Annotated in this window: 15 protein-coding genes; 4 read left to right on the forward strand and 11 right to left on the reverse strand. The window is 71.3% G+C overall.

Features of this window, described 5'->3' with window-relative positions; all coding sequences use genetic code 11:
* Window positions 1-65 precede the first annotated feature (65 nt).
* The gene (locus WBG79_RS12260; protein ID WP_337357385.1) at window positions 66-905 is read left to right on the forward strand and encodes a ChbG/HpnK family deacetylase; all 840 of its coding nucleotides are present in this window, start codon (window positions 66-68) and stop codon (window positions 903-905) included.
* A 4-nt stretch (window positions 906-909) separates the two neighbouring features.
* On the opposite strand, the gene WBG79_RS12265 is transcribed toward WBG79_RS12260, so the two are convergent.
* The 4 genes from WBG79_RS12265 to WBG79_RS12280 all read right to left on the reverse strand — a co-directional run bounded on the left by WBG79_RS12265 (window position 910) and on the right by WBG79_RS12280 (window position 6,590).
* Window positions 910-1,566 (reverse strand): DsbA family oxidoreductase, encoded by a 657-nt coding sequence (locus tag WBG79_RS12265; protein WP_337357386.1) that lies wholly within the window; start codon window positions 1,564-1,566, stop codon window positions 910-912.
* Between the two features lie 72 nt (window positions 1,567-1,638).
* Window positions 1,639-3,003 carry a diguanylate cyclase gene (locus tag WBG79_RS12270; protein WP_337357387.1) on the reverse strand — a complete coding sequence of 455 codons (1,365 nt, stop codon included), beginning with the start codon at window positions 3,001-3,003 and terminating at the stop codon, window positions 1,639-1,641.
* A gap of 57 nt (window positions 3,004-3,060) precedes the next feature.
* Entirely contained in the window at window positions 3,061-4,740 is a 1,680-nt protein-coding gene (locus tag WBG79_RS12275) for a class I adenylate-forming enzyme family protein (RefSeq protein ID WP_337357388.1), read from the reverse strand.
* A gap of 2 nt (window positions 4,741-4,742) precedes the next feature.
* Complete coding sequence (locus tag WBG79_RS12280) at window positions 4,743-6,590, reverse strand: extracellular solute-binding protein (protein ID WP_337357389.1); 1,848 nt, start codon at window positions 6,588-6,590, stop codon at window positions 4,743-4,745.
* Window positions 6,591-6,885: 295 nt separating this feature from the next.
* Between WBG79_RS12280 and WBG79_RS12285 the strand changes: the two genes are divergently transcribed.
* Entirely contained in the window at window positions 6,886-7,641 is a 756-nt protein-coding gene (locus tag WBG79_RS12285) for an invasion associated locus B family protein (RefSeq protein ID WP_337357390.1), read from the forward strand.
* A gap of 172 nt (window positions 7,642-7,813) precedes the next feature.
* Here WBG79_RS12285 and hspQ read toward each other — a convergent pair whose 3' ends face one another.
* From hspQ to WBG79_RS12300, 3 genes are all read right to left on the reverse strand, one after another.
* A complete protein-coding gene (gene hspQ, locus WBG79_RS12290; protein ID WP_337357936.1) occupies window positions 7,814-8,146 on the reverse strand; it encodes a heat shock protein HspQ in 333 nt (110 codons plus the stop codon).
* A gap of 92 nt (window positions 8,147-8,238) precedes the next feature.
* Complete coding sequence (locus tag WBG79_RS12295) at window positions 8,239-9,279, reverse strand: HpcH/HpaI aldolase/citrate lyase family protein (protein ID WP_337357391.1); 1,041 nt, start codon at window positions 9,277-9,279, stop codon at window positions 8,239-8,241.
* Window positions 9,280-9,379: 100 nt separating this feature from the next.
* Window positions 9,380-10,291, reverse strand: coding sequence for a lysophospholipid acyltransferase family protein (locus WBG79_RS12300; protein ID WP_337357392.1), 912 nt, complete (start codon window positions 10,289-10,291; stop codon window positions 9,380-9,382).
* A gap of 136 nt (window positions 10,292-10,427) precedes the next feature.
* Between WBG79_RS12300 and WBG79_RS12305 the strand changes: the two genes are divergently transcribed.
* Complete coding sequence (locus tag WBG79_RS12305; protein WP_337357393.1) at window positions 10,428-11,390, forward strand: AEC family transporter; 963 nt, start codon at window positions 10,428-10,430, stop codon at window positions 11,388-11,390.
* 71 nt (window positions 11,391-11,461) lie between these two features.
* The gene (locus WBG79_RS12310; protein WP_337357394.1) at window positions 11,462-12,559 is read left to right on the forward strand and encodes a CaiB/BaiF CoA transferase family protein; all 1,098 of its coding nucleotides are present in this window, start codon (window positions 11,462-11,464) and stop codon (window positions 12,557-12,559) included.
* On the opposite strand, the gene WBG79_RS12315 is transcribed toward WBG79_RS12310, so the two are convergent.
* From WBG79_RS12315 to WBG79_RS12330, 4 genes are read right to left on the reverse strand one after another with little or no spacing between them, the layout of a single operon-like run.
* Window positions 12,546-12,860 (reverse strand): MoaD/ThiS family protein, encoded by a 315-nt coding sequence (locus WBG79_RS12315; protein WP_337357395.1) that lies wholly within the window; start codon window positions 12,858-12,860, stop codon window positions 12,546-12,548. The two genes, WBG79_RS12310 and WBG79_RS12315, sit on opposite strands and share 14 nt — an antisense overlap.
* A 49-nt stretch (window positions 12,861-12,909) precedes the next feature.
* Window positions 12,910-13,992 carry a WD40/YVTN/BNR-like repeat-containing protein gene (locus tag WBG79_RS12320; protein ID WP_337357396.1) on the reverse strand — a complete coding sequence of 361 codons (1,083 nt, stop codon included), beginning with the start codon at window positions 13,990-13,992 and terminating at the stop codon, window positions 12,910-12,912.
* A gap of 13 nt (window positions 13,993-14,005) precedes the next feature.
* Window positions 14,006-14,422, reverse strand: a complete 417-nt coding sequence (locus WBG79_RS12325; protein ID WP_337357397.1) for a VOC family protein — start codon at window positions 14,420-14,422, stop codon at window positions 14,006-14,008.
* 34 nt (window positions 14,423-14,456) lie between these two features.
* Window positions 14,457-14,975 (reverse strand): SRPBCC family protein, encoded by a 519-nt coding sequence (locus tag WBG79_RS12330; protein WP_337357398.1) that lies wholly within the window; start codon window positions 14,973-14,975, stop codon window positions 14,457-14,459.
* Window positions 14,976-15,051: the final 76 nt, after the last annotated feature.

Genomic DNA, 15,051 nt, shown 5'->3' on the forward strand with positions numbered 1-15,051 from the left:
TCGTAAGATGCGCCCCACCTATATGGGACCAGCGCGCGACGCATCGTCAATGGCAGACCCGGCGGATGAATTCCAACAGAAACATCGTGCTCTGCGCCGACGACTACGGGCTTTCCCGGGGCGTCGACGCCGCCGTCCTGGACCTCGTCGACCGGGGCCGACTGTCGGCGGTCAGCTGCATGGTCGCCGGCCGCAGCCTGAAAGAGACGGCGGGCGACCTCGCCGCGCTGGCGGACAGGACGGAGATCGGCCTGCACCTGACCCTGACGGACCTGCCGCCGCTCGGGCCCATGCCGGGGCTCCTCGCCCGCGGCCGGCCGGACATCGGCGGCCTGATCCGGAGGTCTCATGCACGGGCTCTGCAGTACCCGGAGATCGAGGCCGAGGTACGGCGGCAGATCGCCGGATTCGAGGAGATTTTCGGCCGTTCGCCGGACTTCGTCGACGGCCACCAGCACGTCCACGTCCTGCCGGTCATCCGGCGCGCGCTCCTCGATCAGGTTCGCACCGGACGGCTGCCTGCGACGACCTGGCTCAGGTCCTGCGCCGAGCCCCTCCGCGAGATCCGCCGCCGCGGCATCGAGGTCGCCAAGGCCGGGTTCATCGCGGTCCTGTCGCGCGGCCTCGCCGAGGGGGCGGTCCGCGCCGGCGCCCGCGCCAACGACAGCTTCCGCGGCGTGACGAACTTCCGCCCCGACCCGTCGGTCCGCGCCGCGTTCAAGGCCTTCCTGACCGGCCCCGGCGAACGCCCGGTCGTCATGTGCCATCCAGGCCGCGCCGGCTGGGACTGGGACCCGACCGACCTGATCCCGGACGCCCGCCAGCGCGAATACGCCTACCTCGCCAGCGACGCCTTCCCGGAAGACCTGGCCGAAGCCGGCGCCCGCCTCGGGCGGATGGCGTAGGCCCTCAGCTCTTGGCGCCGAAGCGCTTTTCCTCGGCGATCTCCCGGAAGGCTTCCGCCAGCACGGCCGCGTCCTGGGCGCCGGTCACCGCGTATTTTCTCTCGATCAGCGTGCAGGGGACGCCCGTGATCCCCATGCGGGCCGCCTGCTCGATCTCGGCGCGGACGCTGTCGAGGTCCTCCTCGGTGTCGAGCCATTGGCGCACCTCCGCGCCCGCCATGCCGGCGTCCTGGGCGACGCGGGCGAGGGTGGCGCGGTCGCCGATGTCGCCGCCCTCCACGAAGTAGGTCCTGAAAAGCCGCTCCGTCACATCCGCCTGGACCTCCGCCTCCGCCGCCCAGCGGATGACCCGGTGGGCGTCGAGCGTGTTGGGCGCGACCGTGATGGCCTCGAAGCGGAACGGGATCCCGTCCGCCGCGCCGATCTCGGCGAGCCGCGCATGCGCGGTGGCGACCCGGTCCGCGCCGCCGAGCTTCGCGGTGATGTAGGCCCGCCGCTCGAGACCTTGCGGCGGGATGCCGGGATCGAGCTGGAAGGGGCGGTAGCGGACGACGTAGTCGATGTCCGGCGTCGCCGCCATCGCCTTCTCGAGCCGGCGCTTGCCGACGTAGCACCAGGGGCAGACGACGTCGACGACGACGTCGAGCGTGAGCGTGGTCATGGGTGGCCTCCGATCCCCGGCGATGAAACCCGCATTCGAGCCGGGAGGCCCGCCCGGTCCCGCGTCGGGCGACTATAGGGCGGCGGGCCCTTCCTGGCGACCGCCGCCGCGCCCGTCCACGGGGTCGTGCCCGAAGGCACGCGCCAGCACCGCCTCCGGATCCGTCCCGCGGCCCTCGACCGCGCGGGCGTCCGGGTCCGTCTCGATCGCGCCGACCGCCCCCGGCAGCGAAAACCGCGTCCGGCGCAGGACGGCCGTCAGGCGTCGCATGGCGCCTTCCGCCTCCTCGACCGCCGTCCCCGGCAGGATCAGCGCGAAGCGCCCGCCCGCGACACGGGCCGAAAGGTCCTCGCCGCGGACGAGCCTGGCGATGGTCAGGCCGATCTGGCGTAGGAGGTGGTCCCCGGCTGCGTAGCCGTGCGCGCGGTTGACCGCCCGGAGCTCGCCGACCTCCAGTCCGACGACGGACAGCGGCTCGCCGGACTGCCGCGCCTCCGCGAGGCTCCGGGCGAGGTGGGCCATGAGGAAGCCGCGGCCGTAGAGCCCGGTCAGGCTGTCGCTGGTCACGAGGTGGCGCCCACGCGCATAGACGCTGCGAAGGGCTTCGCGGAACCGGTACTCGGCGGCGACCGCGGCCGTCCGCCTCGGCAGGTCGGCCTCGATCTCCGACGCGGCGACGATCTCGTTGGCTCCGGCTTCCACGAGCCGGTCATAGGCCCCGAGATCGCGGTCCTCCACGAGCGCCACCACCGGCAGGGAGAACAGGGTCGGGTCGGCGCGCAGCTCGGCGATGCACTCGATCGCCTTTTCCGCCCGCATGTCGACCACGATGGCGTCGAACGCACGCCGCGACAGGTAGTCGACCGCCGTCGCCCGGCTGAAGGCGCCGATCACCACGGCCTGCCTGGCGAGCGCGTTCTCGACCGCGAGGTAGTGCCGCCCAAAGCCGATCACCAGCACGTTCGCGTCGGAATCGGCCGGGGGAATCGCGACCTCGGGCGAGTCGACTCCGAACTCGGCGGCGGTCTCGACCCGGCGGCGCAGTTCGCTCTGCATGACCGCGAGCCGACGCACCATGCCGATCCGGCTGGCGAGCCGGCTGCCCGAGAAGGGGGCGGGAAGGACGTCGCTGATACCGAGCGGCCGGCCCGGCTCGCCGGGGTCGCCGACCGCAATCACCGGCACCCGCCGCGCCCCGCTCCCCATGGCGAGGCGCGCCGCCGCGTCCAGGTAGCGCTCCCGCTCGCCCGCCTCGGCCGCCGCCACGAGGTTGAGCAGGACCACGTCCGGCCGGCCCGTACGCCCCACGGCCCGTCCCGAATCGCCGATCGGCGCGAAGGAGACGTCGAAGCCCTGGCCCCGCATGCTGTCCCACAGGGGGGCCGTCGTGCCGCAAGACCCTTCTTCGATGACGAGGACGCGGCCGCGATGGGTCATGTCGAGCTTTCCCGGGGATGTTCCGGAAGAGCATGCCCGATCATGGTCAACCGCGGGTTAACCGGCCGGCGCCAGCCGCGAGGCCATGCCGGCGCGCAGGACCCGGCCGGACGGCGCGCGCGCGATCGCCGGCACCGTGAAGACCTCGACCGGCATCCGGTGCAGGCCGAGGCTCAGGCCCGCCAGGTCGGCCAGGTAGCCGGCCCTGTCGAACCGCGACCCGGGGCGGGGCACGACCGCGGCCGCGATCCGCTCCGACCCGTCCGGCCGTTGGATCGGAATGGCGGCGGCGTCGATCAGGTCGCCGGCCGCCAGGAAGATGCGGTCGAGCAGGCCGAGGTCGATGTCGAGGGCCCCGCGCCCGCCGATGTCGGCCGTCCGGGCCGCCAGCACGAAACGCGTCGGATCCTCGGCCGTCAGGGTCGCGCCGAGGCCGGTCCGCACCCATCCGTCGCCCTCGGCCGCCTTCTCGCGCAGCATCGGGCGTTCGGCCTTCTGCCAGAGCCCGTCCGGCACCATGGCGCCCCGCAGCGCGATCTCGCCCTTGTCGGCCTTGGCCTCGCCTCCTCCCGGCTTCGTGGCGGGGATGAGCCGCGTCTCGACCAGCGTCGGGCCGATGCTCGTGTCCGAAGGCGCGCCGATCCGCCCGACGGGCAGGGTGACGGGCCGGGTCGCGTCCCGGCGGCGACGGGCTACCACGGCGCGCTCCGCCAGGGTCACGACGTCGACGGCCCGGTATCCGCGCGGGAGCGGCTGGTCCGCGGTGGTGTCGGAGCCGATGACGAGCACCGTCGCGTCGACCCGGTGAGCCTCCAGCCGTTCGGCCACGCGCCGGGCGAAGCGGGCCGGCGCCAGCACGTGCCGTGCCCCGTGCGTGGTGGCCTCCTCGGCGATGCGCTCGGCCGACCCCGGCATGCCGGTGACGAGGGTCCCGGCCGCGAGCAGCCAGGGCATGAGGCCCGCCCCGATACCGATCAGCCCGGCAGGCGCGAAGGGCGAGACGATGACCGCCCCCGTCTCGACCTGTGCCTCCAGGAGGGTCATCAGGCCGGTCGCGATCCAGTGATTGTGCGAGCGGGGCACCGGCACCGTGGCGACCCCGTCCTCCCGCGGCTCGGTGACGAACGACACGGTCGCGCAATGGTCGGCCGCGTTGCCGCGCCGCTGCGGGTCGGGCGCCGGTCCGACCGCGTCCATCTCCGCATAGAGCCGCTCGAGCGGGATCAGTCCGTCCGGCACCTCGGCGCCCGCGCCGAAGACGAAGCGGATCTGGAAGAGTTCGGCCGCCACCGCGCGCAAGCGCTCGCCGTGCCGCTCGCCGGCGGTCTCCGCCACTGTCGCCATGGCCTTGGCGCCGAGCGACTTCATGCGCTCGGCGACCTCGGCCTCGCGCAGCGCCAGCGGCAGGGGCGCGACGACGAGGCCCGCGCGCAGCGCGCCGAAGAAGATCGCCACCGAATCCGCGGTCGGCGGCAATTGCAGCCCGATCACCGCGTCGGTCTGCAGCCCCAGCCCCGAGAAGAAGCCCGCGATCGCCTCGATCCTGGCGTCGAGCACCCGGTAGGTCAGGGCCTCCACGGGCCCCGGGGTCCAGGCCGGCCGGTCGGAGAAGTCGGCGACCGCGATCCGATCCGGCGCTGTCTGGGCATTCTTCTTGAGGATCTGGTCGAGGGTCACCCGCCCCCAGACGCCGGACGCCAGGTGTGCGGCGCTCCGCTCCTCCGAGACGACGATCATCCTCAGCTCCCCGGCTTCACCCACCAGGCCGCGATCACCGGCCCCCAGAGCGACGTTGTGGAAGGTCGCTCGATTCGGGTCCAGCGCGCCAGCCACACATTCGGCTGATGGTACAGAGGAACCGCGTAGAAGCCGGAGATCAGCACCCGGTCGAAGGCCCTGACCGCATCCACGAAGTCGTCCCGGGACTTCGCAGCCAGCATGGCGGCGATCAGCGCGTCATGCGCCGGGTTGCGGGCGCCCGGGAGGTTGAACGACCCGTCGATGTCGGCCGCCGCGACGCTCCAGCGGTGGAGCTGCTCGTTGCCGGGCGACAGCGAGGCGCCCCAGATCCAGAGCGTCATGTCGAAGTCGAAGGACGTGCGCCGCCGCTGGTATTGCGGGCTGTCGAGAGTGCGCACCGCCGCCTCGATGCCGATCTGCTTCAGGGTGCGCTGGTAGAGGAGGGCGATCCGCTCCTGGTCGCGCGTCTGGAAGATGATCTCGAAGGCGAGCGGCTGGCCCGTCTGCGCGTTGCGCATGACGCCCTTGTCGAGCTTCCACCCGGCGGCGGCGAGCTGGTCGAAGGCCGCCTTCAGCGCCGCCCGGTCGCGGCCTGAGCCGTCCGTCGAGGCCGGCCGCCACGTTCCCTCCAGGATGTCGGGCCGGACCGAGGCGCCGACCGCGGCCAGGAGCTTGCGCTCCGCCTCGCTCGCCGGACGCCCGACGGAGGAGAGCTCCGATCCCTCGAAATAGCTCGCCGTGCGCCGGTAGAGATCGAAGAAGAGGTTCTTGTTCGCCCATTCGAAGTCGAACAGGCGCGCCAGCGCCTCCCGCACCCGGACATCCGCGAAGACCGGCCTGCGGGTGTTGAAGACGAAGCCGTACATGCCGCGCGGCAGGCCCGTCTCGAAGGTCTCCTTGACGATGCGCCCGTCGGTGACGGCCGGGAAGTCGTAGCCGGTCGTCCAGCGGCTCGGATCGCTCTCCGGGTAGACGTCGATCAGCCCGGCCTTGAAGGCCTCGAAGAGGGCGTTCTGGTCCCGGTAGTAGTCGAATCGGATCTCGTCGAAATTGTCGAAGCCGCGCTTCACCGCGAGGTCGCGGGCCCAGTAGTTCGGGTCGCGCTTCAGGGTCAGCCGGTTGCCCGGGTCGACGGCGGCGATCTTGTAGGGCCCGCTGCCGACCGGAGGGGCGAGGGACGTCTTCGCGAAGTCCTCCCGGCTCATCAGGTGCTTCGGCAGGATCGGCATCAGCCCCATGATCAGGGCGAGTTCCTTGTCGCTCGCGTCCTCGAAGACGAAGCGCACCGTCCGCGGGTCCGGCGTCTCGACCCGGGCGACCTTCTTGTAGGCTTGCGCGGCGTTGGGCCGGCCCTCGTCGCGCAGGAGCTCGAAGGAGTGGACGACGTCCGCCGCCTCGATCGCCTTGCCGTCCGAGAATCGCGCCTGCGGGCGGATCCTGAACTCGACCCAGGCCCGGTCCTCCGGGGTCTCGACCGTCTCGCAGACGAGGCAGTAGAGCGTGAAGGCCTCGTCCTGGCCCCGCACCATCATGCTCTCGTAGACGAAGTTCTCCTGCCCGCCGTCGCGCAGGCCGCGGGCCGGCTGCCCCTTGATGATGAACGGGTTCAGGCTGTCGAAGGAGCCGAAGACGCCGTACGTGATCCGCCCGCCCTTCGGCGCGTCCGGCCGGGCATAGCGGAATCCCTCGAAACCGGCCGGGTAGAGGGGCTCCCCGTGCATCGCGATGGCGTGGGCGGGGGCCGCGCCGGCGGCGCCGGGCGAGAGGGCGAGCACGAGCGCGGCGGCGACGCGGCGGACGAGGGCTGGGAGAGGGAATCGGTCTGCGGCAGGGACGTCGGCGACCATCGGGGACTTTCACTCGCGGCAATCGAATCTCGGCGAATCTAGCACAGGCGCCGACCGGGTATCCGCCCAGGCACGCTCGGGTCTGGAAATCCGCCGCGATCGGGGCTAAGGAGACGGGCCGCTCCGGTCGGCGGGCCGGGACCTGGGCCGCCTGGGCTGACGCGTCGGGCGCCGATTGGTTCCGCGGCCCCGGGATCGTGCGCGAGATCATGGTCTCGCCGCATTCGACACGCACCAACCCACGATCCGCGCGGGCCGGTCCCGACGGTTCGAACTCGAATTCGAAGGACGAGACATGGCAGACAGGAGCAAGCGCGAGGCGGGTCGGATGATCGCGAGGTTCGGCGCCGTCGCCTGCATGGCGCTCGGCGCCGCGGCGCTGCCGACCCTGGCTGTCGCGCAGACCCCGCCCGCCGCCGCGCCGACCGCCCCGGCTGCCCCGAAGCCCGCCGCTCCCGCCGCCAAGCCGGCGGCGCCAGCCGCCAAGCCCGCGGAGGCCGCCAAGGCTCCGGAGGTCGACGGCGCCAAGCTGCAGCCCGGCCAGCCGAACCCTTGGGTCAAGCTCTGCTCCAAGGACCCCGAGGGCCGTGATATCTGCCTGATCGCGCAGGAGTTGCGCACCGAGGACGGCCAGGTGGTCGGCTCGGTCGCGCTCCGCGAGATCTCGGGCGACCCGAAGAAGATGCTGCTGATCGCCGTCCCGCCGAACTACCTGGTCCAGCCCGGCCTCCGCATCGGCGTGGACAAGGGCAAGCGCGAGGAGGCGAAGTACACGATCTGCTTCCCCAACGCCTGCTATGCCGAGATGCCGGTCTCCGATCCCTTCATCGCGGGCATGAAGAAGGGCCAGGTGCTGGTCGTCACCACCCTGAACCTGCAGGAGAAGCCGCAGAACTTCCCCTTCGGCCTCGCCGGCTTCAAGGAGTCGCACGAGGGCCCGGGCATCGACCCGACCAAGGACCCGCAGTCCCAGGCCCAGCTCGAGCAGGAGCTGCAGAAGCGCGCCGAGGAGCTGCGCCAGAAGCTGTCGGCCGACAAGCCGAAGCCGTGATCGGCGGCACGGCCGGATTCGACGATTCCAAAGGGCGCCTCGGGCGCCCTTTTTGCTGGGCGGATCGGCGAACCTCAGTGGAAGCGACCGCGGGCGCGCTTCGGCGATGGCCAGCGAGGCGTGCGTCGGGGGGGCGAGGAGGGGTGGGCCGGGTTGGTCGGTCCCGGCGGCGTCAGTTCATCCGGCGCTCGCGGGCGTGGAGGTCGCCGTTGTCGTCCTCCACGAAGGCCTCTTCGATCTGCGGATGGCGCAGGGGCTCGCCCGATTCGTCGGCGACCAGGTTCTGCTCCGAGACGTAGGCCACGTATTCGGTTTCCGCGTTCTCGGCATAGAGGTGGTAGAAGGGCTGATCCTTCCGCGGCCGGACATCCTCCGGGATCGCGAGCCACCACTCTTCCGTATTGTTGAACACGGGATCGACGTCGAAAACGACGCCCCTGAACGGATAGACGCGGTGTCGAACGACCTGACCGATCCTGAACTTGGCTGTCGGGATCTTGTCCATCGCGTGAGGGGTCTTGGTGTGGATGCCCATGACAAGGCCGTATTGCCTTCCGGCCACGGTCGCTGTCAAGCGGTAGGGGTGCGATGGCATCCTCAAAGTCCGTACACGGCGGCGAGGATGGGGTCCTTGGCGGCGACGATGCGTGCCAGGTCGACGATCACCTTGGCCTGTTTCCAGGTGGCGTCGTCCTGCATCTTGCCGTCGATCATCACCGCTCCGGTGCCGTCCGGCATGGCGTCGAGGATCTTCCTGGCAAAGGCGACCTCGGCCGGATCGGGCGAGAAGACCCGCTTGGCGATGTCGATCTGCGTCGGGTGAAGCGACCAGGCGCCGAGGCAGCCCATCAGGAAGGCGTTGCGGAACTGCGCCTCGCAGGCGGCCGGGTCGGAGAAGTCGCCGAAGGGCCCGTAGAAGGCCTTGATGCCTGCCGACTGGCAGGCGTCCACCATCTTGGCCACCGTGTAGTGCCAGAGGTCCTGCTGGTAGCCCGCCCGCGGCGCGTCGCCCTTGGCGTCCGCGAGCACCACGTAGTCCGGATGCCCGCCGCCGACGCGCGTCGTCTTCATCCCGCGCGAGGCCGCGAGGTCGGCCGGGCCGAGGCTCATGCCGTGCATGCGCGGCGAGGCCGTGGCGATCGCCTCGACGTTCTTGACGCCCTCGGCGGTCTCCAGGATGGCGTGGATCAGGATCGGCTTCTTGACGCTATGCCGCGCCTCGAGCTGCGCGAGAAGCTGGTCGAGGTAGTGGATGTCCCAGGGCCCCTCCACCTTCGGCAGCATGACGACGTCGAGCTTGTCGCCGGCCTCGGCGACGATCTCGGTCATGTCGTCGAGGAGCCAGGGCGAGTTCAGGCAGTTGACACGCGTCCACAGCCCCGTCGACCCGTAGTCGACCTCCTGCGCCATGCGGATGAAGCCGCGCCGCGCCGCGATCTTCTGGTCGGCCGGGATCGCGTCCTCCAGGTTGCCGAGCACGACGTCGACCTGCCGGACGAGCTCCGGCACCTTGGCGCGGACCTTCTCGTTGTGCGGCGGCACGAAGTGGATCATCCGCTCGAGCCGGACCGGCAGCTCGCGATAGGGCTCCGGCGCACCGATGGCGAGGGGCTTGAAGAAGGCGCGAGGGGTCTTCATGGGCACGCTCCGGGCTCGGTCTGGCGCGGAGTGGTAAACGCCGGGACCTCGACCTGCAATGGGCCGAAGGGAGGGTGCGACGAGGGGCAGCGCCCCTCAGTCAGCGGGCCCGATCGCCTGGCGGCGCCCACTTGCGGTGGATCCAGAACCACTGTCCCGGATACTCGCGGATCCAGCCCTCGTAGGTCGCCTGCAGCGCCGCCGTCCCGGCCCGGATGTCCCCCTCGCGGTCGTCCGATCGCGGCACCGCGACCTCGACGGCGTCGATGTCGAAGCGGACGCCTCCGGTCCGGATCATGCGGGCCGCGACCAGCGGCACGTCCAGGGCGCGGGCCACCATGGCCGGGAACGGCGTCGCCCAGGTCGGCCGGCCGAAGAACGGCACCTCGACCCCGGCGGCGTCGCGAAGGTCCCCCATGATGGCGATCGTTCCGCCGCGCCTGACGATGCCGATAAGCTTCATGGCGGTCTGGGCGCCGTCCCGCTGGCGCGCGTGCAGGCCGGCCGGATACCAGGCCGCGCGGAGCGTGCGGAACAGCGCCTCCACATGCGGGTTGCGCACGGTCTGGTAGACCCCCGCCGGCGACAGCCCGAAGCGCATCGCCACCTGGGCGCCGAGCTCCCAGTTGCCGGTGTGCAGCGACGCCAGCACGGCCCCGCGGCCGCTCGCCCGCACGGTTTCCAGGATCGCACCGCGGGTGGTGTCGATCCGGCTCGCGTCCGCCGCGATCGCCGGCATGTGGAAGCTCTCCGCCAGTACGCGACCGAGGTTTTCCCACATGTCGAGCGCGATCGCCCGGCGCGCGTAGGCGTCGAGCTCGGGGAAGGCGATCTGCAGGTTGACCAGGGCGCGCGCGTGCCGGCGCGACAGGGGCGCGAAGCGGCGCCACAGGCGTCCGCCGAGGGCGGAGGCGCGGTCGACGTCCATCGAGCGGAACAGCGACCCGGCCGCGTCCAGACCGATCGCCTCCAGGCGGTTCCGCAGTCGAAGAGAGAGATCCGTCGCCGGCACGTCCTGTCGTCCGTTGGGCACCCATGCGGCGGCCGGCGTTGACCCTGCGGGGCCGAGCGGGTATGGGCCCCGTGATTAGCCGACCCGCCCCCGCTGTGCAACGCGCCACACGCACTCCCGCCGGACCCGACGGACGATGAACGAGGTCCTCTCCCTCGCGCTGCCCTTCTTCGGCCTGATCTTCATCGGCTTCGGCTGCGGCAAGGTGAACAAGATCCCGCCCGAGGGGCTGGCGTGGCTCAACTTCTTCATCATTTATGTTTCGCTGCCCGCCCTGTTCTTCCAGCTCCTGTCCAAGACTCCGATCGAACAGCTCGCCAACTGGGGCTATGTCGCGGCGACCAGCTTCGCCACCTATTCGGCCCTGACCTTCGGTTTCCTGATCGGAATCCTGATGACGGGCCGGATCCGGGAAGCGACCATCGTGGCGGTGGGATCGGCCTATTCGAACATCGGCTACATGGGCCCCGGCCTCACCCTGGCCGCGCTCGGACCCGAGGCGACGGTCCCCACCGCGCTGATCTTTTGCTTCGATACGGTGGTTCTCTTCGTCCTGATCCCGCTCTTCATGGCCTTCGGCGGCTCCGATCGCGAATCCGTCGGCGCCATGGCGCTGCGCATCCTCAAGGGGATCTTCCTGCACCCCTTCGTCATCTCTACGATCGTCGGCGTGGGCGCCGCCGCGATCGGGTTCCGGCCGCCCGCCTTCATCGACAAGATCCTCTCCTACCTGATGCAGGCCTCCGCGCCCTGCGCGCTCTTCGCCCTCGGCGTGACGGTCGCCCAGCGCCCCCTCCGGCAGGTGCCGATCGAGCTGGCGCCGGTGCTGCTGATCAAGCTGGTCCTGCACCCGCTCTTCGTCTGGCTGCTCCTCGGCTGGATCGGCGGCTTCGACCCGGTCTGGGTCATGACCGCGACCCTCATGGCGAGCCTGCCCCCTGCCCTGAACGTCTTCGTCATCGCCCGGCAATACGACGTCTACGTCGAGCGTGCCTCCTCGACGGTCCTGATCGGGACGGTACTGTCGGTCTTCACGGTGACCATGGTGCTCTACCTCATCACCCACGGCCTCCTGCCGACCGCCCCTTTCGGGCGGTGACGGGTCCTGGCGCGATCCGATCCGACTGGGCTAACCTCGCGGTCAAAGACCGAGAAACCCGGGGAAACGCCTTGCCGAACGCCGACAGCCGCCCGCTCCTGGGCGTGACCGTCCTCGATCTCACGACCCTGCTGCCCGGGCCGCTCGCGACCCTGATGCTCGCCGAGGCCGGCGCGCGCGTCGTCAAGATCGAGCGGCCGGGCGGGGAGGACATGCGCCGCTTCCACCCCCTGCGCGGCGAGGGCGAGGCGGCCGTCTCGGTCCCCTATGCGCTCCTCAACCGGGGCAAGGAGATCCTCGAGATCGACCTCAAGGATCCCGCCGGCCGGGCGCGGATCGCCGATCTCGTGCGCTCGGCGGACGTGCTCGTCGAGCAGTTCCGCCCGGGCGTCATGGAGCGCCTCGGCCTCGGCTACCCGGCGCTGAGCGCCCTCAACCCCGGCCTCGTCTACGCCTCCATCTCCGGCTACGGCCAGACCGGACCGCGTGCCGCCGAGGCCGGCCACGACCTGAACTACCAGGCCCTGACCGGCATCCTCGACCTGTCGCGCGGCCCCCTCGACCGGCCGACGCTGCCGGCTGCCCAGGTCGCCGACATCGCAGGCGGGACCTTGCCGGCCGTCATCAACATCCTCCTCGCCCTGATCCGGCGTACCCGGACCGGGCAGGGGGCCCATCTCGACATCGCCATGGCCGATGGGATGTTCATGTTCGGCGTGTTCGGTCTCGCCGACGGGCTCGGCGGGGCAGGATGGCCGCGCTCGGGCGAGGGCCTGCTGACCGGGAGCCTGCCGCGCTACGCCCTCTACGCGACGGCGGACGACCGGCTCGTGGCGGTTGGAGCGCTGGAGGAGAAGTTCTGGCAGGCCTTCGCGGAGGCCATCGGCCTCCCGCAGGACCTGCGCGACGACCGGGCAACCCCGGAGGCGACCCGATCCGCCGTCGCGTCGATCCTGCGCGGCCGGAGCGCCGCCGCATGGCGACCGGTCTTGGCCGCCGCCGATTGCTGCGCCACGGTCGTGGCGACCCTGGAGGAGGCGATGGCGGACCCGCATGTGGCGGCCCGCGGCCTCTTCTCCGGTCGCGTGAGCCTGCCGGGGGGCGACATCCCGGCCCTGCCGCTGCCGATCGCGCCGGTCCTGCGGGAGCCGGTCGTCAGCCGCCGCTGATCGCGGTCAGCACGTAGACCTCGGCCCCGTGCACCAGCCGGGCGTCCAGGCCGACCCGGACCCCGTCGACGAAGACGTTGATGTGCTTGCGTACGGCCGGGGTCGAGTCGCACAGCCGGTCGCGCATGCCCGGCCAGCGGGCGTCGAGTGCGTCCATCAGCTCGTCGACCGTCGCGGCCTGGAGCTCCAGGCGCCGTGTGGCGCCCGGAAATATGGACACGAGAAGGGCCGGGAGCCGGACCTGCACGACCGGCCGGCCGGCATAGGCGGGGACTTCGAGGGCGGAGGCGAGGGCCTGCATGATCGTGTCTCCCGGGGACGCCGCGCCCTCCGGTCGAGGGCGCCTCGGTTCAGCTTCGGACCGATAACGTTTCGACCGAGGAAATCACGGGAAGGTGCTCGGCGATACGCGACCAGCTGTCGCCCTCGTCGCGGCTCGCATAGACCTCGCCCGAATTCGTGCCGATGTAGACCCCCGCCGGCTCCATCCGGTCCGTCGCCATCGCCTGGCGCAGCACGTTGAAGAAGGCGTTCTTCTGCGGCAGGCCGGCCCGCCGGTCCTCCCAGGTCCGCCCGCGATCGCCGGTCCGCCAGACGGCCGCCCGGGCATCCGGCATGTAGCGTCCCGCGATGTCGCCGTTCAGAGGGACGAGGTAGAGCCGGTCCGGGTCGCGCGGGTGCACGGCGGCCGGGAAGCCGAAGCTCGACGGCAGGCCCTCCTCGATCGACTGCCAGCTCACCCCGCCGTCGTCGCTCCGGTACATGCCGCAGTGGTTCTGCTGGTAGAGCCGGTTCGGCACGCCCGGCGCCATCACGAGGCAATGCACGCACTGACCGGTCTCCGGATAGCGCTGGTCGTCCGGCAGGTAGTCGCAGCGCACGCCCTGGTTCTGCGGCGCCCAGGTGCGACCGCCGTCGCGGGTATGGAACACGCCGGCCGACGAGATGCCGACCCAGACCTGGTCCGGGTCGTCCGGGTGCAGCACCAGCGAGTGCAGGATCAGCCCGCCGCCGCCCGGCTGCCAGGTCGGCCGGGACGGGTGGTCCCGAAGGCCGGAGACGTGGCTCCAGGTCTCCCCGTCGTCGTCGCTGACGAACAGCCCCGCCGGCTCCACGCCCGCCCACAGCCGGCCATGGCCGGCCGCCAGGCTCCAGACCGTCTTGACCGGCGTTTCGCCCGCCGCGTAGGCGAGGCCCTTGCTGGAGTGCGTCCAGGTCTTGCCCTTGTCGGCCGACCGCCAGACCGCGGGACCGAACCATTCGTTGCCGCCGGCCGCGTAGATCGTCCCGGTCGCCGGGTCGGCGACCACGTGGTTCATCGGCCAGGTGTCGCAATGCGGGCCGCTGAGCTCCCAGTCGCCCCGCCGGCCGTCGCTCGACAGGATGAAGGCACCCTTCTTGGTGCCGAGCAGGATCATCACCTCGTCGTTCATGGTCGTCCTCCCCTCACGCGCCGTTGGCGATGATCATCCAGCCGAGGCCGAACCTGTCGGCGACCATGCCGAAGCGCGGCGAGAAGAAGGTCGCCGCCATCGGCATCTGCACGGTCCCGCCCTCCGCGAGGGCCGCAAAGGCCCGGTCGGCCTCGGCGGCCGTGGGCACGTCGAGCGTCACGGAGATCCCCTGGAACCGCGGCTGGCCGTGGCAGAGGCCGTCGGAACAGAAGATCTCGCCCCCGCCGACGCTGAGTTGGGCATGCATGACCTTCTGCTCGGAGCCGGGCGGCACCATGCTGGGCTGGGAGCGGTCCGGATTGTCCGCGTAGCGCATCAGCGCGGTCACCTCGGCGCCGAGGGCGGTCCTGTAGAAATCGAGGGCCTCCTCGCAGCGGCCGTCGAAGAAGATGTAGGGGCGGATGCCCATGGCTGTTCCTCCTGAATTGCCGGTTCGCCCGGCTTCACCGTCCTTCGCGGGCCACGCGCTCGACGAGCGCCTTGAAGCGGTCGGCGCTCGCGCCCCAGCCGTCGTGGAAGCCCATGGCCTCGTGGCGCTTGCGGTCCTCCTCGGTCCAGTGCAGCGCGCGCCCCGTGTAGCGGGTGCCGCCGTCCTCCGGCTCGAAGGTGGTCATGGACACGATGAAGGTCTGCGCCGCCGGCCGCCAACCGGGCAGGAGGGCATCGGTGAAGACGATGCGCTCGGGCTCGGCGATCTCAAGGAACACGGCCTGGTAGCGGTAGCGCTGCCCGTCCGGAGCCTCCATCTCGGTCCGGAAGACCCCGCCGGGGCGCAGGTCCATCTCCACGACCGGCGTCTTCATGCCGTGCGGCCCCCACCACTCCGTGAGCCGGCTGCGGTCGGTCCAGACCGCGAAGCACAGGGACGGCGGCGCCGCGATGAACCGGGTGACGCTCAACACCTCGTCCGGCGGGATGGTCGGACCGGGGATGCAGTCGGTGATTTCGGCCGCGTCGCTCATGGGCCCATCTCCTCTCTTGGTCGTCTCGGAACAGAGGACGGCGGCGCGGCGCGCGGGCCGACAGGCCGCCCGAACT

Origin of the sequence: Prosthecomicrobium sp. N25, from assembly GCF_037203705.1 — a bacterium.
In the GTDB taxonomy this organism is placed as follows: domain Bacteria; phylum Pseudomonadota; class Alphaproteobacteria; order Rhizobiales; family Ancalomicrobiaceae; genus Prosthecodimorpha.